The sequence below is a fragment of the Nocardioides pinisoli genome, from assembly GCF_024199985.1.
GTDB lineage: Bacteria > Actinomycetota > Actinomycetes > Propionibacteriales > Nocardioidaceae > Nocardioides > Nocardioides pinisoli.
The window spans coordinates 49027-69688 of the sequence record NZ_JANARS010000004.1; the positions used below are offsets into that span (position 1 = coordinate 49027).

At 71.6% G+C, this 20662-nt stretch carries 17 protein-coding genes; 13 read left to right on the forward strand and 4 right to left on the reverse strand.

Annotated features, from left to right (window positions below; all coding sequences use genetic code 11):
• Positions 1-23: 23 nt before the first annotated feature.
• From treS to glgB, 3 genes are read left to right on the forward strand one after another with little or no spacing between them, the layout of a single operon-like run.
• Positions 24-1751: a maltose alpha-D-glucosyltransferase gene (gene treS / locus NCI01_RS09705; protein WP_254181665.1), complete on the forward strand. Its 1728-nt coding sequence runs from the start codon at positions 24-26 to the stop codon at positions 1749-1751.
• Positions 1748-3151, forward strand: a complete 1404-nt coding sequence (locus NCI01_RS09710; RefSeq protein WP_254181284.1) for a maltokinase N-terminal cap-like domain-containing protein — start codon at positions 1748-1750, stop codon at positions 3149-3151. Before treS ends, NCI01_RS09710 begins: the two co-directional genes overlap by 4 nt.
• Complete coding sequence (gene glgB / locus NCI01_RS09715) at positions 3148-5094, forward strand: 1,4-alpha-glucan branching protein GlgB (protein WP_254181285.1); 1947 nt, start codon at positions 3148-3150, stop codon at positions 5092-5094. Before NCI01_RS09710 ends, glgB begins: the two co-directional genes overlap by 4 nt.
• Before the next feature lie 24 nt (positions 5095-5118).
• Here the strand turns inward: glgB and NCI01_RS09720 are convergent, their stop codons facing one another.
• Entirely contained in the window at positions 5119-5856 is a 738-nt protein-coding gene (locus NCI01_RS09720) for a hypothetical protein (protein WP_254181286.1), read from the reverse strand.
• A gap of 301 nt (positions 5857-6157) precedes the next feature.
• Here NCI01_RS09720 and NCI01_RS09725 point away from each other — a divergent pair, with 301 nt between their 5' ends.
• The 4 genes from NCI01_RS09725 (at position 6158) to ppdK (ending at position 12303) form a co-directional block, all read left to right on the forward strand.
• Positions 6158-8005, forward strand: a complete 1848-nt coding sequence (locus NCI01_RS09725) for a multicopper oxidase domain-containing protein (RefSeq protein WP_254181287.1) — start codon at positions 6158-6160, stop codon at positions 8003-8005.
• A gap of 573 nt (positions 8006-8578) precedes the next feature.
• Positions 8579-8875, forward strand: a complete 297-nt coding sequence (locus NCI01_RS09730; RefSeq protein ID WP_254181288.1) for a TetR family transcriptional regulator C-terminal domain-containing protein — start codon at positions 8579-8581, stop codon at positions 8873-8875.
• A gap of 9 nt (positions 8876-8884) precedes the next feature.
• The gene (locus tag NCI01_RS09735; protein WP_254181289.1) at positions 8885-9625 is read left to right on the forward strand and encodes an NUDIX domain-containing protein; all 741 of its coding nucleotides are present in this window, start codon (positions 8885-8887) and stop codon (positions 9623-9625) included.
• Between the two features lie 14 nt (positions 9626-9639).
• Positions 9640-12303: a pyruvate, phosphate dikinase gene (ppdK, locus tag NCI01_RS09740; RefSeq protein ID WP_254181290.1), complete on the forward strand. Its 2664-nt coding sequence runs from the start codon at positions 9640-9642 to the stop codon at positions 12301-12303.
• A 6-nt stretch (positions 12304-12309) separates the two neighbouring features.
• On the opposite strand, the gene NCI01_RS09745 is transcribed toward ppdK, so the two are convergent.
• Complete coding sequence (locus tag NCI01_RS09745; RefSeq protein WP_254181291.1) at positions 12310-13254, reverse strand: co-chaperone YbbN; 945 nt, start codon at positions 13252-13254, stop codon at positions 12310-12312.
• A 57-nt stretch (positions 13255-13311) separates the two neighbouring features.
• On the opposite strand from NCI01_RS09745, the gene NCI01_RS09750 reads away from it, so the two are divergent.
• The 3 genes from NCI01_RS09750 to NCI01_RS09760 all read left to right on the forward strand — a co-directional run bounded on the left by NCI01_RS09750 (position 13312) and on the right by NCI01_RS09760 (position 15343).
• Positions 13312-13887 carry a GtrA family protein gene (locus tag NCI01_RS09750; protein ID WP_254181292.1) on the forward strand — a complete coding sequence of 192 codons (576 nt, stop codon included), beginning with the start codon at positions 13312-13314 and terminating at the stop codon, positions 13885-13887.
• A 74-nt stretch (positions 13888-13961) separates the two neighbouring features.
• A complete protein-coding gene (locus NCI01_RS09755; RefSeq protein WP_254181293.1) occupies positions 13962-14690 on the forward strand; it encodes an SDR family oxidoreductase in 729 nt (242 codons plus the stop codon).
• A 164-nt stretch (positions 14691-14854) separates the two neighbouring features.
• On the forward strand, positions 14855-15343 hold the full coding sequence (locus tag NCI01_RS09760) for a hypothetical protein (protein WP_254181294.1): 489 nt from the start codon (positions 14855-14857) through the stop codon (positions 15341-15343).
• Here NCI01_RS09760 and meaB read toward each other — a convergent pair.
• Entirely contained in the window at positions 15340-16335 is a 996-nt protein-coding gene (gene meaB, locus NCI01_RS09765) for a methylmalonyl Co-A mutase-associated GTPase MeaB (protein WP_254181295.1), read from the reverse strand. The genes NCI01_RS09760 and meaB overlap by 4 nt on opposite strands.
• 19 nt (positions 16336-16354) lie before the next feature.
• Positions 16355-17560, reverse strand: a complete 1206-nt coding sequence (locus NCI01_RS09770; protein ID WP_254181296.1) for an acetyl-CoA C-acetyltransferase — start codon at positions 17558-17560, stop codon at positions 16355-16357.
• A gap of 262 nt (positions 17561-17822) precedes the next feature.
• Between NCI01_RS09770 and NCI01_RS09775 the strand changes: the two genes are divergently transcribed.
• From NCI01_RS09775 to ccrA, 3 genes are all read left to right on the forward strand, one after another.
• Positions 17823-18581, forward strand: a complete 759-nt coding sequence (locus tag NCI01_RS09775) for a LamG domain-containing protein (RefSeq protein WP_254181297.1) — start codon at positions 17823-17825, stop codon at positions 18579-18581.
• 88 nt (positions 18582-18669) lie between these two features.
• Complete coding sequence (mce, locus tag NCI01_RS09780; RefSeq protein ID WP_254181298.1) at positions 18670-19119, forward strand: methylmalonyl-CoA epimerase; 450 nt, start codon at positions 18670-18672, stop codon at positions 19117-19119.
• Between the two features lie 120 nt (positions 19120-19239).
• On the forward strand, positions 19240-20580 hold the full coding sequence (gene ccrA, locus NCI01_RS09785; protein WP_254181299.1) for a crotonyl-CoA carboxylase/reductase: 1341 nt from the start codon (positions 19240-19242) through the stop codon (positions 20578-20580).
• The last annotated feature ends 82 nt before the right edge of the window (positions 20581-20662 follow it).

A 20662-nucleotide genomic window follows, 5' to 3' on the forward strand; every position in this document is an offset into this window, starting at 1 on the left:
CCGAGCACCCCACCTCGGCACAGATGCCGACGGACGCGACCCGGGCGACCGCCGTGCTCAACGCCGAACCCGAGTGGTTCCGCACGGCGGTCTTCTACGAGGTGCTGGTGCGGTCCTTCCGGGACTCCAACGGTGACGGGACCGGCGACTTCAAGGGCCTGATCGAGAAGCTCGACTACCTCGAGTGGCTGGGCGTGGACTGCCTGTGGGTCCCGCCGTTCTTCACCTCGCCGCTGCGCGACGGCGGCTACGACGTCGCCGACTACAACAACATCCTCCCCGAGTGCGGCACGGTCGAGGACTTCCACGAGTTCATCGACGCCTGCCACCAGCGCGGCATCCGGGTGATCATCGACTTCGTCATGAACCACACGAGTGACGCCCACCCGTGGTTCCAGGCGAGCCGCAGCGATCCGGACGGCCCCTACGGCGACTTCTACGTGTGGTCCGACACCGACGAGCTCTACCAGGACGCCCGCGTCATCTTCGTCGACACCGAGCCGTCCAACTGGACGTGGGACCCGGTGCGCCAGCAGTACTTCTGGCACCGGTTCTTCCACCACCAGCCCGACCTCAACTTCGACAACCCCAAGGTCCACGACGCGATGCTGGACGCGATGGCGTTCTGGCTCGACATGGGCCTCGACGGCTTCCGCCTCGACGCGGTGCCCTACCTCTACGAGCGCCCCGGCACCAACGGCGAGAACCTCCCGGAGACGCACGACTTCCTCAAGAAGTGCCGACGCTTCGTCGACGAGAACTACCCCGGGCGCGTGCTGCTCTGCGAGGCCAACCAGTGGCCGGCCGACGTCGTGGAGTACTTCGGCCCCGAGCAGACCGAGGACGGCCGGTGGATCGGCACCGAGTGCCACATGGCATTCCACTTCCCCGTGATGCCGCGCATCTTCATGGCCGTGCGCCGGGAGTCGCGCTTCCCGATCTCGGAGATCCTCGAGCAGACACCGGCCATCCCCGACGGCTGCCAGTGGGGCATCTTCCTGCGTAACCACGACGAGCTCACCCTCGAGATGGTGACCGACGAGGACCGCGACTACATGTGGTCGGAGTACGCCCACGACCCGCGGATGAAGGCCAACATCGGCATCCGCCGCCGCCTCGCGCCGCTGCTCGACAACGACGTCAACCGCATGGAGCTGTTCACCGCGCTGCTGCTGTCGCTGCCCGGCTCCCCCGTCCTCTACTACGGCGACGAGATCGGGATGGGCGACAACATCTGGCTCGGTGACCGCGACGGCGTGCGTACGCCGATGCAGTGGACGCCCGACCGCAACGCGGGCTTCTCCGCCGCCACGCCCGGCAAGCTCCACCTGCCGGCGATCCAGGACCCCGTCTACGGCTACCAGTCGGTCAACGTCGAGGCGCAGCTGGAGAACACCTCCTCGCTGCTGCACTGGACACGGCGGCTGGTGCACGCACGGCGCCGCCACCCGGCCTTCGGGCTCGGCGACTTCGTGGACCTCGGCGGCTCCAACCCGAGCGTCCTGTCCTACATCCGCGAGCACCGCGGACCCGAGGATCGCGACGTGATCCTGTGCGTCAACAACCTGTCCCGCTTCCCCCAGCCCGTCGAGCTCGACCTGCGGCAGTGGGAGGGCATGGTCCCCATCGAGCTGCTGGGCGGCGTGCCGTTCCCGGCCGTCGGCGAGCTGCCCTACCTGCTGACCCTGGGCGGCTACGGCTTCCTGTGGCTGCGGTTGACGGATCCGAGCACCACGGGGGTGGAGCCATGAGCAGGATCGAGATCACGAGCTGGATCGACGAGGCGCGCTGGTTCGGCGGCAAGGGACGTGACTGGGAGCTCCGTGACCTGCGCCGCGTCGGTCGGCTGCCGGACGCGCCCGAGGGCCTGCACGTCACGATCGAGCTCGCCGAGATCTCGTACGGCGACGGGTCGAGCGACCTCTACCAGCTGCCGCTCGCCTTCTACACCGAGCCGCAGGAGCGCATCGCCCACGCCCTCATCGGGGAGTGGGAGGACGAGGAGCTCGGCCACGCCTTCGTCTACGACGCGCTGCACGACCGGCAGGCGATGGCCCTGTGGCTGGCGGCGTTCGCCCGCCACGGCGTCGATCCCGCGCCGCCCTCCGACGTGCGCGGCGACCTGATGTTCCACCGGCTGCCGGGGCACGACCTCGACATCAAGGCGCACTCGACGCTCTTCTCCGGCGAGCAGTCCAACTCGTCGGTGGCCTTCGGCGAGGACGCGCTGATGAAGGTCTTCCGCAAGGTGACCCCGGGGGTCAATCCCGACATCGCGATCCACCAGGTCCTCACCGAGGCCGGGTCCACCCACGTCGCCGCGCTCTACGGCTGGCTCGACCTGATCGACGAGGCCACCAACACCACCATCCAGCTGGCGATGCTGCAGCAGTTCCTCCGCACCGCGAGCGACGGCTGGGACCTGGCCCTGGCCAGCGTGCGCAACCTGTTCGCCGAGGCCGACCTCCACGCCGACGAGGTCGGCGGCGACTTCGCCGGCGAGGCCGCGCGACTCGGGGTGGCGCTCGCCGAGGTGCACGCCGACCTGGCCGAGCACTTCCCCGTGGAGCGTCGCGAGGCCGACGCGCTGGGCGGGCTGGCCGGCGAGATGGAGGGTCGGCTCGTCGCCGCGCTGGACGTCGTACCGGACCTGGCGCCGCACGAGGAGCGGCTGCGCGAGACGTTCGCCCGGCTGCGCGAGCTCGACGGCGTCGACGTGCAGCAGGTCCACGGCGACCTCCACCTGGGCCAGACCCTGCGCACCGTCAAGGGCTGGAAGATCGTCGACTTCGAGGGGGAGCCGGCCAAGCCGCTCGCCGAGCGGCTCCGGCCGGACTCGGTCTGGCGCGACGTGGCGGGCATGGTCCGCTCGTTCGACTACGCCCCCCGCGTGGTGGCCATGACCGGCGGCGCCGACGTCGGGGGCGAGGCCGAGCAACGGGCCTACCGGGCCTCCGAGTGGGCCGCCCGCAACCGCGCCGCCTTCGTCGACGCGTACACCCGCGAGCGGGGCGAGGAGCTCGACGGCGCCAACAGCGCCCTGCTCGAGGCCTACCTCGCGGACAAGGTCGTCTACGAGGCGGTCTACGAAGCCCGCAACCGCCCGGGATGGCTCTCCATCCCTCTCGCCGCGCTGGAGGAGACCTCATGACCAAGCCCGTGAGCAAGCCCGTGACCGATCCCGTGAGCAAGCCCGTGGCCGAGCCCGCGAGCACGCCGGTGGACGCCCACGCCCCCGGTGAGCTCGACCTGCACCTGATCGGCGAGGGCCGCCACGAGCAGCTCTGGACGGTCCTCGGCGCGCAGGCCGGGGCGGACGGCACCTCGTTCCGCGTCTGGGCCCCCAACGCGATGGAGGTCCAGGTCGCCGGCGAGTGGGCCGGCTGGGACGGTTCGGCGCACCCGATGACGCGCCTCGACGGCTCGGGCGTCTGGCACGCCCACGTCGAGGGCGCCGGTGTCGGGTCGCAGTACAAGTACCGCATCCGCGGGGCCGACGGGCAGTGGGTCGACCGCGCCGACCCCCTCGCCCAGTACGCCGAGAAGCCGCCGAGCTCCGCCTCGAAGGTGTGGCGCTCGGAGCACCAGTGGAACGACGACGCCTGGCTGGAGAAGCGCCGCGCGAGCCAGCCCGTCGACGAGGCGATGTCGACCTACGAGGTGCACCTCGCGTCGTGGCGCAAGCACTACTCCGGCGAGCTCTACTCGTGGGACGAGATCGCCGACGCGCTGGTCCCCTACGTGTCCGACCTCGGGTTCACCCACGTCGAGCTCATGCCCGTGATGCAGCACCCGTTCGGCGGCTCGTGGGGCTACCACGTGACGTCCTACTTCGCCCCGGACTCGCGCTTCGGTGACCCGGACGGGCTCAAGCGGCTGATCGACCGGCTGCACCAGGCCGGGGTCGGCGTGATCCTCGACTGGGTCCCCGGGCACTTCGCCACCGACGAGTGGGCGCTGGCCCGCTTCGACGGCACCCCGCTCTACGAGGACCCCAACCCGCAGCGCGGGTGGCACAAGGAGTGGGGCTCCCACATCTTCAACTTCGGGCGCAACGAGGTGCGCAACTTCCTCTACGCCAACGCGGTCTACTGGCTCGAGGAGTACCACGCCGACGGCCTGCGCGTGGACGGCGTCGCCTCGATGCTCTACCTCGACTACGCCCGCGAGCACGGCGAGTGGTCGCCCAACAAGCACGGCGGCCGCGAGAACCTGGAGGCAGTGCAGTTCCTCCAGGAGATGAACGCCACCGTCTACAAGCGGGTGCCCGGCATCGTCACGATCGCCGAGGAGTCGACCGCGTGGCCCGGCGTCACCGGCCCGACGAGCGACGGCGGCCTCGGCTTCGGGTTCAAGTGGAACATGGGCTGGATGCACGACTCGCTCAACTACGTCTCGAAGGACCCGCTCTACCGCAGCCACCACCACGGCCAGATGACGTTCTCGCTGGTCTACGCGTTCGCGGAGAACTACGTCCTGCCGATCAGCCACGACGAGGTCGTCCACGGCAAGGGCTCCCTGCTGCGCAAGATGCCCGGCGACCGCTGGCAGCAGCTGGCCAACCTGCGCGCCTACCTCGCCTACATGTGGGCGCACCCCGGCAAGCAGCTGCTCTTCATGGGTTGCGAGTTCGGGCAGGAGTCCGAGTGGGCCGAGAGCCGCGAGCTCGACTGGTGGCTGCTCGAGCACCCCGAGCACGCGGGCGTCCACGCCATGGTGCGCGACATGAACCGCGCCTACACCGAGACCGCCGCGCTGTGGGGTCGCGACAACGACCCGTCCGGCTTCCAGTGGATCGACGCCAACGACGCGGGCGCCAACACGTTCTCCTTCGTGCGCCGCTCCCCCGGCGAGCCGGACCTGGTGTGCGTGGCCAACTTCGCCGGCACCCCGCACGAGGGCTACCGCCTCGGCCTCCCGTCGGCCGGGACGTGGACGGAGGTCCTCAACACCGACGCGGAGGTCTACTACGGGTCCGGGGTGGGCAACCTCGGCTCCGTCACGGCCGTCGAGGGCGAGCACCACGGCCAGCCGGCCCACGCCGACATCGTCGTGCCGCCTCTGGCGACGGTCTGGTTCCGGGCCGCCGACTGACGACGACCCGGAACCGGAGCCCGGTCAGGTGAGGTTGATCATCCTCAGCATCCCCATGAGGGCGTGCGGCATGCCGCCCATGTCGGGGTCGGGGAAGAAGCACATCACGACGTACTGACCGGGCGGCAGGTCGTAGTCGACGGTCATGCTCCGCCCGGGGCTGAGCGTCCCGGTCTCCAGGCCGGCCGGGAGCCCCCACGGCGGCGGGGCTTCCTCGCCACTCTGGAGGTAGGTCAGCACCTGGTCGGTGGTCGTGCCCGGCTGCACCTGCTGCATGGCCACGAAGTGCGGCTGGTCGGCCTTGTTCTTGAACTCGAAGCGACCCTTCGCGGGCAGCTGCGAGGCTCCTCCCCACGACGGGCCGTTCTTCCCGATGATCGAGCCGTCGGTGCGGGGGGCCTTGGTGGAGCCCTTGGGGCCCTGCACGACGAGCGTCTTGCCGGTGGTCAGACCGCGTTCACCGAGCGAGATCGGCGTGTAGGCACCAGGCTTCGGGAAGACGATGGTGCCGCTGCCCCCGCCGGCCAGTCCGCCGATGATCGTCGTGTTCTTGAGGGCGTGCCTGAGGGCCTTCACGTCGTTCTTCGCGCCGAACTTGTTGACGTCCTTGGCGAAGTCCGCGACGTCGTAGCCCGCCTTGAACATCGCGAACTCGACGGGCCCCCTGCCCTTCACGGTGAGCTTCACCCGTCCGGCGTGCAGGCCCTCCCCACCCTTCAGCCTGATCGTCCTCTTCGTCAGCAGCGCGGTGAGGTGGGGCATGGCCGCTCGCGCGCTCGCTGTCGCGGGGCTGGCGGCGCCGGCAGTCGTGGGTGCAAGGAGGACGGGCGAGCTCGCGAGCGCTGTCGCGCACACCACCGCCACCGCCCTGCGCATTCCGATGGGCACGTGCATGATGGTCCAACCCTTCTCGAGAGGTGCGGTGCCGCCCGTCGGCACCGCCTTCCAGTAGTGCCACGGACCGGCGGGCCCGTCATCACCGATTTGCATGACATCCGCACGAGGTCCAGACCACCGCGGTAAGGAGGTGCCGGCGCCTCCCCCCTGCTGCACACTCGGGACGATGACGGGGATCCTGCGCGGCAGGCCGGCGGCCTGGCTGGTCGGTATCGTGGCGTGCACGCTCGCGCTCGTGGCTCTCGACGCCGGGGGCGGGACGGAGGGTCGTACGGCCTCCGCCGAGCCGGTCCGCAACGCCACGATCGTCGTGGAGGAGGGCGGCACCCGCACCGGCTTCGCCACCCCCGAGGTGACCGTCGGTGGCGGAGGCACCGTCACCGTGGTCAACCTCGACTCGATGGACCACACGGTCACGTCGGTCGCCCGCGCCGCCGACGGGACCCCGGTGTTCGACGTACGCGTACCGGCGGGCACGTCCGCGACGGTCCCGGGGGTCGAAGGGCTGTCGGCCGGCGCCTGGGCGTTCTTCTGCAAGTTCCACCCCAACATGCGCGGCGTGATCACCGTCGAGGGCGTCGCCGGCGGGGTCGAGCCGGTGACCACCCGCTTCGAGCAACCGCTGGTCGTCCCGTCGACGCGCCGGGGCGCCGACATCAGACTGGTCATGCGTCGCGCGAAGGTGCGCACCCTCCCCCACGGACCGCGCACCTCGATGTGGACCTACGACGGCAGCTATCCCGGCCCCACCATCCGGCGACGCGGCGGGCGTGGCACCGAGGTCACCGTCGTCAACCGGCTCCCCCGTGGCGCCGGGTCGATGTCGACGCACCTGCACGGTGACCACCATGCGTCCGCGGACGACGGGCAGCCGACCACCCAGCTGATCCGGCGCGGCGACGAGCGGACCTACGACTACCCGCTGATGGTCGACGGGCGCCCGGAGCCCGGCTCGTTCTTCTGGTACCACGACCACCGGATGGACCGCACCGCCCGCAACAACTGGCGCGGCCTGCAGGGCATGTTCATCGTCACCGATCCACCCACCCCCGGGCTGCGGCTGCCGCAGGGGCGTCGCGACGTTCCGCTGATGGTCTCGGAGCGCTCGTTCACCGCCGGCAACCAGCTGACGGACCCGTTCGCCGACGGTCCCGAGATGTCCGGCCACCACGGCGACATGTCGTGGACGGGCCCCGACGCCCCACCGGACGACGCGACGATCGGCGACAAGGTCCTGGTCAACGGCCGCTACGCGCCCTACCTCGACGTGTCGGCGACGCGCTACCGCCTGCGCCTGCTCAACTCGTCGCCGTTCTCCAGCTACAACTTCACGCTCTCCGACGGCAGGCCGTTCCTCCAGATCGGGACCGGCAGCGGCCTGCTGCCGCGGGCGGTCGTCCGGTCGAGCGTGCTGCTCGGTCCCGCCCAGCGCGCCGACGTGGTCGTGGACTTCAGCGGAGCGACCGGGCAGCGCGTCGTGCTCGGGTCGGTGCCCGCGTCGAGCGGCGAGACCGGTGACGACGCGCGCGAGAGCGCCGTGATGGAGTTCCGTGTCGGCGCGCCGGCCGCGGACGCCTCCCGGCTGCCGTCGCGGCTCCCGTCCCCGCGGCTGGTGTCACCGGTGCCATCGAAGGTCACGCAGACCTGGACGTTCGGGCTCGAGGAGTCCGCGCACCACGGCAGCGCCTGGACCATCAACGGTCGCGCCTTCGACCCCGGCCGGGTCGACCACCGTGCCCGGCTCGACACGGTGGAGCGGTGGCGCTTCCGCAACACCAGCGACGTCACCCACTACGTCCACATCCACGCCGAGCAGTGGCGCACGCTGCTGCGTGACGGCCGACGCCCACCCCCGTGGGAGCGGGGCCTGGAGGACACCTGGCGTCTCGAGCCCGGCGAGGAGGTCGAGGTCGCCGCGCGCTTCACCGACTACACCGGTCCCTTCATGATCCACTGCCACATGCTCGACCACGAGGACCACGGCATGATGGCGCGCTTCGACGTCGCCCCCTGACCCGATCCGACCCGGGCCGGTTCCCGCCGCCGGCCCGAGCTCGTGGTGACACACCGCGTGCTGGCACCCAGCGCAGAGACCCAGCCGATCCGACACGCCTCGTGGCACAACAGACCCCACGCCGTGCGGGGAGTCCGACCGGCCCGGGTCACAACCCCCCGATCTGTGGAGGACGGGTCGCGGACAGAGCGTGCCGTTGCTCCAATGGGCCCATGCCCAAGATCGTCGACTACGTCGGACGCTTCGCCTTCTTCGAGCTGGCGAGCTTCACTCTCGTCCGCGACCACGGTGTGGAGCGGCTCAGCCGACACGCGCTCGCCAAGGTGCTGGCCACCTCCGTCAGCACCATCCGGCGGGTGCTCAGCCCGGAGGCCGACCTGCGGAGCCTCGCCCTCAACGAGGTCGCCTGTCGGCGCCGCCGCCGACTCGCGCCACCGACCGGCGCGACGGGACCGGAGGCCGGCGCGCGCCTGCTGCTGCCACTGATCCCGTCGGAGCCCGAGCAGGTCGCCGAAGAGCGGACCCCTCCACCACCGCTTCGCTGTCGCCAACCACGGCTACGTCCCGTCCGACGTGCTCCACGCCGACATCGAGCGACCGCGACCGGCCACCACGGCGGACGGCGAGCCGGACGTCGTGGTCGCCGCGCGCCGGGTGCACGAGGAGGACCTCGCCGCCACGGTCGAGACCATCGTCCGCATCGCAGCGCCCGGGCTCGAGACGCCGGCGGCCGTCCACCACGCTCAGGTGCTGCACGCCGTGGTGGACGGCCTGGGCGTCGCGGTGAGCCTGGGGCGGCTGCGCCCGGACGAGGCGGCGGACGTCGCGCGTGCACACGTGTCGATGCTCGCGCTGCCAGTCCCTCGCTAGGGTGAGGAGGTGCCCAGCCCCATCTCTCTGACGTCCGGCGACGGCGTCGCCCGCCTCGCGTGGGAGGGCGAGGTCAGCACCGACGAGCTGCGCCGCGAGGTCGCCGCGGCCCTGGCCGCGCACAGCCGCGTCGAGGTCCACGTGGACGCCGATGACGCCGCCGCCCAGCGTGCCGCCACGTGGGCGGGACTGCACCGCGAGGGCGTACGACGCGAGCTCGGCGCGGACGGCGGGCCGGCCCACCGGGTGGTCTACGCACGCCTGGTGACCGACGCCCCTGTCCAGGAGCCGGGCGGCTTCCGCTCCCTCCTGAACTCCTTCCTCCCTCGCAAGCGCGCCATCTCGCAGATGCTCGTGCGCGACCCCGAGGGCCGGGTGCTGCTGTGCCAGCTGACCTACAAGCGCGACTGGGACCTCCCCGGCGGCGTGGTCGAGGTCGGCGAGTCGCCGCGCCTGGCGGTGCAGCGCGAGGTCGAGGAGGAGCTCGGGCTCGCGATCGAGCCCGGCGCGCTCGTCCTGACCGACTGGCTCCCAGCGTGGGGTGGCTGGGACGACGCCGTGTGCCTGGTCTTCGACGGGGGCACGCACGGACCGGAGGTGCTGGCCGGCGTGGTCATGCAGGAGCGGGAGATCCGCGACGTCCGCTTCTGCACGCTGCAGGAGGTCGAGGAGCTGGCCGCCGACTTCACCTCCCGGAGGGTGCGCGCCGCGGTCGAGGGCGATCAGCCGTATACGGAGTCCGGTCGCTGAGGCAGGATGCCTTCATGACCTGGGTGTACGACTTCGCAGAGGGAAGCAAGGACCAGAAGGACCTCCTGGGCGGCAAGGGCGCCAACCTGGCCGAGATGACCAACCTCGGCCTGCCTGTCCCACCCGGCTTCACCATCTCCACCGAGACGTGCCGTGCCTACCTCTCCGAGGGCGGCGAGCCCGAGGGCATGGCCGAGGAGGTCACCGACCACCTCGCGGCGCTCGAGGAGGCGATGGGCAAGAAGCTCGGCGACGCCGACGACCCCCTGCTGGTGTCGGTGCGCTCGGGCGCCAAGTTCTCCATGCCGGGCATGATGGAGACCGTCCTCAACGTCGGGCTCAACGACACCTCGGTGGGCGGTCTCGCCGCCCGCAGCGAGTCCGACCGGTTCGCCCAGGACTCCTACCGCCGGCTCCTGCAGATGTTCGGGGGCACCGTGCTGAACGTCGACTCCGAGCTGTTCTCCGAGGCCCTCGACGAGGCCAAGCGGGCCAAGGGCACCGACTCCGACCTCGATCTCGACGCCGACGACCTGCGCGGGGTGGTGGAGTCGTTCAAGGCCATCATCAAGGAGCACACCGGACGCGACTTCCCGCAGGACCCGCGCGAGCAGCTGGACCTCGCCGTCCGTGCCGTCTTCGAGTCCTGGAACACCGACCGGGCCCGCCTCTACCGTCGCCAGGAGCGGATCCCGGAGGACCTCGGCACCGCGGTCAACGTCCAGGCGATGGTCTTCGGCAACTTCGGCATGGACTCCGGCTCGGGCGTCGCCTTCACGCGTGACCCCGCCAGCGGTGAGCAGGGCGAGTACGGCGACTACCTCCAGAACGCGCAGGGCGAGGACGTCGTCGCCGGGATCCGCAACACGGTGTCGCTGGCCGACATGGCCGAGATCGACCGCACGTCCCACGACCACCTGATGGACATCATGAGGCGCCTCGAGCGGCACTACCGCGACATGTGCGACATCGAGTTCACCGTCGAGCGCGGCAAGCTGTGGATGCTGCAGACCCGCGTCGGCAAGCGCACGCCCGAGGCGGCGTTCCGCATCGCCGTCCACATGGTCGACGAGGGACTGATCCAGATGGACGAGGCGGTGCTTCGCGTGACCGGCGACCAGCTCGCCCTCCTGATGTTCCCGCGCTTCGACGAGACGGCCGACCGCGTCCTCCTGGCCACGGGCATGAACGCCTCCCCCGGCGCGGCCGTCGGCAAGGCCGTCTTCGACTCCGACACCGCCGTGGAGTGGGCCGAGCGCGGCGAGGACGTCATCCTGGTCCGCAAGGAGACCAACCCCGACGACCTGCGCGGCATGGTCGCCGCCCGCGGGATCCTCACCAGTCGCGGCGGCAAGACCTCCCACGCGGCGGTCGTCGCCCGCGGCATGGGACGTACGTGCGTGTGCGGAGCCGAGTCGCTCGACGTGGACACCAAGGCCAAGGAGTTCCGCGTCCGCAACGGCGAGACCGTCCGCGAGGGCGACGTCATCTCGATCGACGGCACCACCGGCGAGGTCTTCGCCGGCGCCGTGCCCGTCGCGGACTCGGTGGTCGTGCGCCACTTCGAGGGTGAGAAGCTCGACGACGACCTCGCCCACGCCGTCTCCCGGATCATGGCCCACGCCGACGGCGCCCGCCGGCTGCGGGTGCGCACCAACGCTGACACCCCCGACGACGCGGCCCGCGCTCGGCGCTTCGGCGCCCAGGGCATCGGGCTGTGCCGCACCGAGCACATGTTCCTCGGCGAGCGCCGCGAGCTCGTCGAGAAGCTGATCGTCGCGCAGGACGAGGAGGGCGTGGAGGCCGCGCTCGCCGAGCTGCTGCCGCTGCAGCGCCAGGACTTCACCGAGATCCTCGAGGCGATGGACGGCCTGCCGGTGACGATCCGCCTGCTCGACCCGCCGCTGCACGAGTTCCTGCCCGACCTGACGGAGCTGAGCGTGGAGGTGGCGCTCGCCGAGGAGCGCGGCGAGGTCGACGAGCGCGCCACGACGCTGCTGACCCACGTGCGGCGGCTGCACGAGCAGAACCCGATGCTCGGCCTGCGCGGGGTGCGCCTCGGCATCCAGATCCCGGGGCTCTTCCGGATGCAGGCACGCGCCATCGCCGAGGCGGCCGCGGACCGACAGCAGGTGCACGGTGCGCCCCGTCCAGAGATCATGGTGCCGCTCGTGGCCAGCGTGCGTGAGCTGGCGATCGTCCGCGCCGAGATCGACCGGGTGATCGCCGAGGTGCAGGAAGCCCGCGGCATGAAGCTGGACATCGCGATCGGGACCATGATCGAGCTACCCCGCGCGGCCTTCCTTGCCGACCGGATCGCCAAGGCGGCGGACTTCTTCTCCTTCGGCACCAACGACCTGACGCAGATGGCCTGGGGGTTCTCCCGCGACGACGTCGAGTCCGCGTTCTTCTCCCGCTACTTCGAGCACGGCATCTTCGACGTCTCGCCGTTCGAGTCGCTCGACCAGCTCGGCGTCGGCGGGATGGTCGAGATGGGCACCACGAAGGGCCGCGAGGTCAAGCCCGACCTCAAGGTCGGCGTGTGCGGCGAGCACGGCGGCGACCCGCTGTCGGTGCACTTCTTCGACACCGTCGGGCTCGACTACGTCTCGTGCTCCCCGTTCCGGGTTCCGGTAGCGCGGCTGGAGGCCGGCCGGTCGGTGCTCGAACGCCGCTGACCCGGGTCAGAAGAGCGCTGACGCCAGGTCGCGGCGGCCCGCCAGCACGCGCGGGTCGTCGTTGCCCACGGCGGCGAAGAGGCCGAGGAGGTGGTCGCGCGCCTTCTCCCGGTCCTTGTCGGTGGTGCGGGCGACCAGGTTGACCAGGCGCGTGAAGGCGTCCTCGACGTGCCCGCCGAGCATGTCGAGGTCGGCGACGAGGGTCTGCGCGTCGACGTCGTCGGGGTTGTCCGCCGCCGCGGCCCGGGCGGCGCTGAGGTCGACCCCCTGCGTGCGCTGCATGACCTTCGCGATCGCGAGGCCACCGGCTGCCTCCACGTCGGCCGGGTTGGCGTCCACCAGCTTCTGGTACTCGGCGACAGCGGCGTCGACGTCACCCGCGACGAGCGCGTCCTGGGCCGGCGCGTAGCGCGGGTCGACGACCTCCTCGTCGCCCTCGGCCGCGGGGGCGGCGCCGGCCCTGGGCTGGTGGCGACCGGTGATGCCCTGCGCGGTGAGCTGCTGGCCGACCTGGGTGAGGGCGGTGCGCAGCTCGTCGATGGGGAGCGGGTCCTGCAGCAGGGGCATGGGACGTCCGTCGACCACGGCGACGACGAGCGGGATCGAGGGGATCTGCATCGCCTGGGCGATCTGGGGCACGGCGTCGATGTCGACGAGGCCGAGGAGGTAGCGGCCCTCGTGCTCCTCGACCACGGTCGCGAGGTCGTCGGCGAGCTGGCCGCTCTCGGGCATCCGGGTCCGGGAGTAGAACGCGAGGAGCACCGGAGCGGTCCTCGACTGCTCGAGCAGGCCCTGGAAGCCCTGCTCGTCGACCAGCACGCTGTAGGAGCGCGCGTCGGAGGGCGCGCCCGGTGCGGCCGGCCGGGAGGCGGGCGCGCCGGCCGGGGCGGGCGGCCGACCGAGACCGGAGAGGTCGATGGCACCTGGACGGCTGAAGGGCTGCTGCGTCATGGCTCAATCCTAGGGAGAGGAGCAACGTCCGGGAGCAGGGGTCGGTAGCCTCGATCCATGGGATCCCGGGGAGCCGCCCTGACGACGCGCCACCGGCGCAACGTCGGTCTCCTCCTCCGCTTCGGCGTCGTGGGCGTCTCCGGGGTGCTGGTCAACCTGCTGACCCTCGTCGTGCTGCGCCGGTTCGGCCCGCACTTCGACGAGGCCGTCGTCGCCATCGGGTCCTCCGGGTTCAACCTGCGCTGGTACCACGTCTACTCGACGCTCGCCTTCCTGGTCGCGAACCTGTCCAACTTCCAGCTCAACCGCACGTGGACCTTCAAGAGCAACCTCGCCGCGCGCTGGTGGCGCGAGTACTGGCCATTCCTCGTGGTGGGCCTGGCCGGACAGGTGATCGGCCTGGCGCTGCTCACGCTCCTCATGCACCCCGGTTCTCCCATCAGCCTGCCGAGCGACGTCTTCGACGACTCCTCGGGCCTCCGCAACCGGCTCTACTGGTCCCAGCTCATCGTGATCACCGTGGTGACGCCGCTGTCGTTCGTGCTCAACAAGCTCTGGACCTTTGCCGCCGTCCGCAGCGCCCGGCTGGGCCTCCTCGAGGAGGGACGCGGCGACGACGTGCACGTGCCGTGAGGCACGTCGTCACCTGTCGTCGTGCCGCTACTGCGTGGTAGAACATGCCGGGGTTTCGAGGGGAGGACCACGCCATGACGACTGCGGGGTCGTACGACTTCAACGGCTACCAGGTGCTCGTCGTCGGCGGCACGCGCGGCGCGGGGCACCGCATCGCGTCGGCCTTCGCCGCCTCCGGGGCGTCGGTCACCGTCACGGGCACGATGATGCTGCGCTCCCTCTACGACAGCGACCTGTCGGCCTTCGACTACGAGTCGGTCAACCTGGCCCGCCAGGACTCGATCGACCACCTCGTCGGCACCGTCGGCCACCTCGACGTCCTCGTGCTGGCGGCGTCCTGCCACCTCCCCCACGGCCTCCCGCCCGGCGAGCAGGCGTTCATCGCCGGGGCCGCCCGGTCCGGGCTCCTCGGTCCGACGTTCCTGACCACCCGGCTCCGGCTCAAGCTCGGGCAGAGCCCCGCCCTGGGCGGTGGGTGCGTCGTCAACACCGGCGCCGTGACCAGCTGGCTCCAGCTGTCCACCACGCCGGAGGCCGCCCAGCGCGAGCTCGTCGAGTCGACGGCGCGTGCCGGCCGCAACTGGGCCGGCCTGGGCGTGCGCGTCAACTCCGTCCTGCAGGAGGGCCGCTCCGTGCTGCCCCGTCAGTACGCCCCGAGCGCCCCCGTGGGCGGCAGCCGGGTCGCCGGCGGGACCATGGTCCGCTCCCAGCCCCGGGTGGGCGACGCCGTCACCGACGCCGCGCTCTTCCTCGCGAGCAGCGCGGCAGCCCGGATCACCGGGCAGACCCTGCGGATCAGCTGACCGTCGCGTCCAGCGCGCGCCCCATCTCGGGCAACATCGCCGAATCGCCCCGATCGGCGAGCGGACGAGGTTACATTTCACCCACACGGAAGCAACACGGGATCCACAGCGTCCCTCGCCGTCTCGGGCCGGCGCTCCCTCGTCGCTCGGAAGGACGTGCTCCCTTGACCGCAGACCTGGTCTCCTCCCACCCGCTCGCCCGGGGCGTCTCCAGGGGCCGGCCCGGCTCCCGCCGGGGACGCGAGAAGCTCCTGGAGCAGTCGCCGGGGGCCGGTTCGCCGGTTTGCCACCTGTGGGCATCGCTCGTCGACGTGCTCGACGCCATCGACGGCCCCACCTCGGCCCTGCTCGCGACGGCGGACGGCGAGGCGGTGGCCGTCCACGGCCTCGCCCGGGACGACGTCGCCCGGGTCGCGCGCCAGAGCAGGGCGGCGTTCGCGGCGCGCGCGGACGGTGGACCGGACCCGGAGCAGGCCGTCGACACGGTCGAGCTCACGATGGGCCTGTGCCACACCGTGGTCGCGTCGGTGCCGACGCCGCAGGAGCGCCACCTGCTCACCGTGACGGCGCAGGGCGTGAGCGTGCAGGTGCTCGAGGCCTGGACCCGCCGGCTCGCCGACGACATCCACCTGGCCCTGAGGACTTCGGCCTAGTCGGCTGCCCGTCCCGTCGTCCGTCCCGGCTCCACACCGTCCGCGATCAGGTCGTCCGCGGCCGCGTAGGGGTCCACCTCGCCGGCGGCCACGCGCTCGGCGAGCGCGTCGAGGTCGGCGCCGGAGTCGGCGCGGGCCCAGCGCTCGCGCAGCGCCGCAAGGGCGATCGCCTCCACCTCCCGGCGGGCCCGGAGCGTACGACGTCGCGCGAGCTCGCCCGACTCGCGCAGCCAGGCAGCGTGCCGGTCGACCTCCGCCAGCAGGTCGTCGATCCCCGCGCCGGTGCTGGCGACCGTCTGGACCACGGGGGGACGCCACGCACCGTCGCGACGCTCGGCCATCGCGAGCATCGTCCGGAGCTCGCGTCGGGTGCGGTCGGCCCCCTCGCGGTCGGCCTTGTTGACGGCGTAGACGTCGCCGATCTCGAGGATCCCCGCCTTGGCGGCCTGGATGCCGTCGCCCATCCCCGGGGCGAGCAGCACCAGCGTGGTGTCGGCGAGCCCGGCGACCTCGACCTCGCTCTGCCCGACGCCGACGGTCTCCACGACGACGACGTCGCAACCGGCCGCGTCGAGGACCCGCACCGCCTGGGGCGTCGACCAGGCCAGTCCGCCGAGGTGCCCGCGCGCACCCATCGAGCGGATGTAGACGTCCCGGTCGAGCGCGTGGTCGCCCATGCGCACCCGGTCACCGAGCAGCGCCCCGCCCGAGAAGGGCGAGGAGGGGTCGATGGCCAGGACACCGACCCGCCTGCCCGCGCGCCTCATCCCGGCGACGAGCGCGTTGGTGGTGGTGGACTTGCCCACCCCGGGCGCGCCCGTGATGCCCAGCACGTGGGCGCGGCCGGCGTCGGGACCGATCGCGGCCATCACCTCGCGCAGGAGCGGCGACGCGTCCTCCACGAGGGTGATCAGACGGGCGACGGCGGCCGGGTCACCCGCACGTGCCCGTGCGACGAGGTCGGGGACCGCGTGGGCCCCCCGCCTCGCCACGCCGGAGGCCACCGCCTCCTCACGCAGAGGGGACGCGGACGATCAGGGCGTCGCCCTGGCCGCCACCACCGCAGAGCGCGGCCGCGCCCACCCCGCCGCCGCGCCGCTGCAGCTCGAGGGCGAGGGTGAGCACGACCCGGGTGCCGGACATGCCGACCGGGTGGCCCAGCGCGATGGCGCCACCGTTGACGTTGACCTTGGCGTCCGGGATGCCGAGCTCGCGCGCCGACGCGATGCCGACGGCGGCGAACGCCTCGTTGAACTCGACCAGGTCGAGGTCGGAGGGCGAGATCCCCTCCTTCTCGCACGCCTTCGCCGTCGCGGCGGCCGGCTGGAGCTGGAGGGTCGAGTCGGGCCCGGCCACCTGGCCGTGCGCACCGATCTCCGCGAGCCACGTCAGTCCGAGCTCCTCGGCCTTCGCCCGGCTCATCACGACCACCGCGGCCGCGCCGTCGGAGATCTGCGAGGCCGAGCCCGCGGTGACGGTGCCCTCCTTGCTGAAGGCGGGGCGGAGCTTGCCCAGGGACTCCACGGTGGTGTCGCCCCGGACGCCCTCGTCCTCGCTCACCACGACCGGGTCGCCCTTGCGCTGCGGGATCTCCACGGGGACCACCTCGTCGGCGAAGACGCCGTTCTTCCAGGCGACCGCGGCCTTCTGGTGCGAGTGGGCCGCGAAGGTGTCCTGCTCCTCACGGGTGAGGTTGGCGCCGGCGGCGTTGCACTCCTCGGTGAGCAGGCCCATGGCCTGCGAGGTGAACTGGTCGAAGAGGGCGTCGTAGGCCATCGAGTCGACCAGCTTCACGTCGCCGAACTTCACGCCCTCCCGCGACTTGGGCAGGAAGTGCGGGGCCTGCGTCATGGACTCCATGCCACCGGCGACGACGATCTCGCACTCGCCCGACCGCACGAGCTGGTCGGCCAGCGCGATCGCGTTGAGGCCGGACAGGCACACCTTGTTGATGGTGATGGAGGGCACCGACATCGGGATGCCACCCTTCACCGCGGCGACGCGCGCCGGGTTCTGGCCGGCGCCCGCCTGGATGACCTGGCCCATGATCACGTAGTCGACCTGGTCGCCGGCGACGCCCGCCTTGTCGAGGGCGCCCTTGATGGCGACGCCGCCCAGGTCGGCGGCCGACTGGTCCTTGAGCCCGCCGAGGAGGCGGCCGATGGGGGTGCGAGCCCCGGCGACGATGACCGAAGGTGAGTGTGCGGATCCGGACATGGCGGGTGCCTCCAGCGGTGGGAACGAAGTTCGGTGTCGGTGCTGCTTCGGACACTACCCACCGTGGCACGTGCGCCGGGAGGGGTGCGCCTCGTCGCCTCGGTGAGGCGCTCGTCACACCGGCGCGGCCGAGCCGGGCAGTCACCAAAATGTGGGAGCCCGCACTCTCCGCCCACCCCTCCGGGTGTGCGTCGTGATGCGCTGTACGACATCGAGCTCCTCGGGGACTCGTCCCTCACCCCCACCTCCGAGGAGTGCCCCGATGAACCGGTTCCGTCGCCTCTCCACCTCCGTCGCTGCCACGACCACGGCCGCCGCGCTCGCCGTCGCACTGACGGGCCCGCCGGCCAGCGCCCGCACCGACGACCTGGCCGGCCTGTGGCTGCTCAACGAGGGCGCCGGCCAGGTGGCCAACGACCTCTCGTTCAGCGGCAACAGCGGCCGGCTCGGGTCGACCTCGAGTGCCGACGCGCACGACCCGGAGTGGATCACCCTGCCCCGCCTGTTCCTCCTCAAGCGCGCCGCGTTGCGCTTCTCGGGGTCGCAGAGCGTCCGGATGCCCGACGCGCCGTCGCTCGAGCCGGACGGCGTCACGGTGCTGGCGCGGGTGCGCAGCACCGGGCCCGGCGCCTTCCGCTACGTGCTGTCCAAGGGCGCCTTCCAGTGCGAGAACGCCTCCTACGGCCTCTACACCGGCGGCGACGGGGGCCTCCGGTTCTACGTCTCCGACGGGACGCAGGTCCACCTGTCGGCCGACGCGGGCCCCGGGCTCTGGGACGGCGCGTGGCACACCGTGCGGGGAGCGTTCGACGGCCAGGAGCTGCGGCTGTACGTCGACGGGGCCCAGGTGGGCGCGCCCGTGCCCGCCCCGGTGAGCGTCTACTACGGCATGCCGACCGGCGACGACTTCTACCTCGGCGACTACTCCGGCCCGTGCGCCAGCCCGCTCGGCTTCGTCGGCGACATCGACGCCGCGGCCGTCATCGGCCACTACGACGACGACGCGAGCCTGGCCCAGTAGGTCCGCACGACGCCGCGGCTCCGGCGCGCGGGAGTGGCGACCGTCACACACCCTCGCCCCGGCGCCCGGCGTCGTACAGCATGTGCCCATGAGCCCCGAGCTGAGCGACGTCCGGCACCTGTTCACCGCCATCGACCACGTGGGCATCGCCGTCCCCGACCTCGACGCGGCGACGGCCTTCTACCGCGATGCCTACGGCATGGAGGTCCTCCACGAGGAGGTCAACGAGGAGCAGGGCGTCCGCGAGGCGATGGTGGGGGTCGGCGACTCCGGCTCGTGCATCCAGCTGCTCGCGCCGCTGACGCCCGAGTCGACGATCGCGAAGTTCCTCGACCGCAACGGCCCCGGCATCCAGCAGCTCGCCTTCCGCGTCGAGGACGTCGAGCACGTCGCGGCCGTGCTGCGCGAGCGGCGCCTGCGCCTGCTCTACGACGCCCCCAGGCGCGGCACCTCCGACAGCCGCGTCAACTTCATCCACCCCAAGGATGCCGGCGGCGTGCTGGTCGAGCTCGTCGAGCCGGCCGCGCACGCCCACTAAGGCGCCCACGGGGTTGTAGCGACGTACGTCACACCTCCGACCGCTCGAGGTTACTCGCCGGTATCTTGACCGCCACCCGTGCCACCGATGCCTCACCCGATGCCTCACCAGGAGACACCCGTGCAGAACATCCTCGACGCCATCCAGTCCGGCAACGCCACCTCGGAGGACTTCGCCTCCCTGGAGCTCCCGGAGTCCTACCGCGCCGCCTTCGTGAAGAAGGACGAGGTCGACATGTTCGAGGGGGTGCCGTCGAAGGACAAGGACCCCCGCAAGTCGATCCACGTCGACGAGGTGCCGCTGCCCGAGCTCGGTCCCGGCGAGGCCTTCGTGGCCGTGATGGCCAGCGCCATCAACTACAACACCGTGTGGACGTCGATCTTCGAGCCGGTCTCCACCTTCGGCTTTCTCGAGCGCTACGGCCGCAACTCCGAGCTGACCAAGCGCCACGACCTGCCCTACCACGTGGTCGGGTCCGACCTCAGCGGCGTCGTGCTGGCCGTCGGCGCGGGCGTGACCAAGTGGAAGCCCGGCGACCGCGTCGTCGCCCACTGCCTCTCGGTCGAGCTCGAGGGCCCCGACGGCCACAACGACACGATGCTCGACACCGAGCAGCGCATCTGGGGCTTCGAGACCAACTTCGGCGGGCTGGCCGACGTCGCGATGGTCAAGGCCAACCAGCTGATGCCCAAGCCCGAGCACCTCACCTGGGAGGAGGCCGCCTCCCCCGGCCTCGTCAACTGCACCGCCTACCGCCAGCTCGTCAGCAAGAACGGCGGCGACATGAAGCAGGGCGACAACGTCCTCATCTGGGGCGCCTCGGGTGGCCTCGGCGGGTTCGCGACGCAGTACGCCCTCAACGGCGGTGCGACGCCCGTGTGCGTGGTCTCCAACGAGGAGAAGGCCCAGATCGCCCGCAGCATGGGAGCGGAGCTGATCATCAACCGCTCCGAGGAGGGCTACAAGTTCTGGAACGACGAGGGCACCGAGCAGGACCCGCGCGAGTGGAAGCGCTTCGGCGCCCGCATCCGCGAGCTCACCGGCGGCGAGGACATCGACATCGTCTTCGAGCACCCGGGCCGCGAGACCTTCGGCGCCTCGGTGTTCGTCACCCGCAAGGGCGGCACCATCACCACCTGCGCGTCGACCACGGGCTTCATGCACGAGTACGACAACCGCTACCTGTGGATGAACCTCAAGCGCATCATCTCCAGCCACTTCGCCAACTACCGCGAGTCGTGGGAGGCCAACCGCCTCATCGCCAAGGGCAAGATCCACCCCACGCTGTCGAAGACCTACTCGCTCGACGAGGTCGGCCAGGCCTCGCTCGACGTCCACCAGAACGCCCACCAGGGCAAGGTCGGCGTCCTGTGCCTCGCCCCTGAGGAGGGTCTGGGCGTCCTGGACGAGGAGATGCGCGCCCGCCACGAGAGCGCCATCAACAGGTTCCGCGGGGTCTGATCCCCGCCTGCGGTCTCGGACCTGAGACCTTTCACACCCCGGTTCGCGCGACTCCTCGGAAGTCGCCCCGCGAGCCGGGGTG

What these genes read in the sequence shown, in the direction of transcription:
- treS (WP_254181665.1), top strand. Translation starts at nt 24, where the DNA reads ATGCCGACGGACGCGACCCGGGCGACCGCCGTGCTCAACGCCGAACCC.
- NCI01_RS09710 (WP_254181284.1), top strand. Translation starts at nt 1,748, where the DNA reads ATGAGCAGGATCGAGATCACGAGCTGGATCGACGAGGCGCGCTGGTTC.
- glgB (WP_254181285.1), top strand. Translation starts at nt 3,148, where the DNA reads ATGACCAAGCCCGTGAGCAAGCCCGTGACCGATCCCGTGAGCAAGCCC.
- NCI01_RS09720 (WP_254181286.1), bottom strand. Translation starts at nt 5,856, where the DNA reads ATGCCCCACCTCACCGCGCTGCTGACGAAGAGGACGATCAGGCTGAAG.
- NCI01_RS09725 (WP_254181287.1), top strand. Translation starts at nt 6,158, where the DNA reads ATGACGGGGATCCTGCGCGGCAGGCCGGCGGCCTGGCTGGTCGGTATC.
- ppdK (WP_254181290.1), top strand. Translation starts at nt 9,640, where the DNA reads ATGACCTGGGTGTACGACTTCGCAGAGGGAAGCAAGGACCAGAAGGAC.
- NCI01_RS09745 (WP_254181291.1), bottom strand. Translation starts at nt 13,254, where the DNA reads ATGACGCAGCAGCCCTTCAGCCGTCCAGGTGCCATCGACCTCTCCGGT.
- NCI01_RS09750 (WP_254181292.1), top strand. Translation starts at nt 13,312, where the DNA reads ATGGGATCCCGGGGAGCCGCCCTGACGACGCGCCACCGGCGCAACGTC.
- NCI01_RS09755 (WP_254181293.1), top strand. Translation starts at nt 13,962, where the DNA reads ATGACGACTGCGGGGTCGTACGACTTCAACGGCTACCAGGTGCTCGTC.
- NCI01_RS09770 (WP_254181296.1), bottom strand. Translation starts at nt 17,560, where the DNA reads ATGTCCGGATCCGCACACTCACCTTCGGTCATCGTCGCCGGGGCTCGC.
- NCI01_RS09775 (WP_254181297.1), top strand. Translation starts at nt 17,823, where the DNA reads ATGAACCGGTTCCGTCGCCTCTCCACCTCCGTCGCTGCCACGACCACG.
- mce (WP_254181298.1), top strand. Translation starts at nt 18,670, where the DNA reads ATGAGCCCCGAGCTGAGCGACGTCCGGCACCTGTTCACCGCCATCGAC.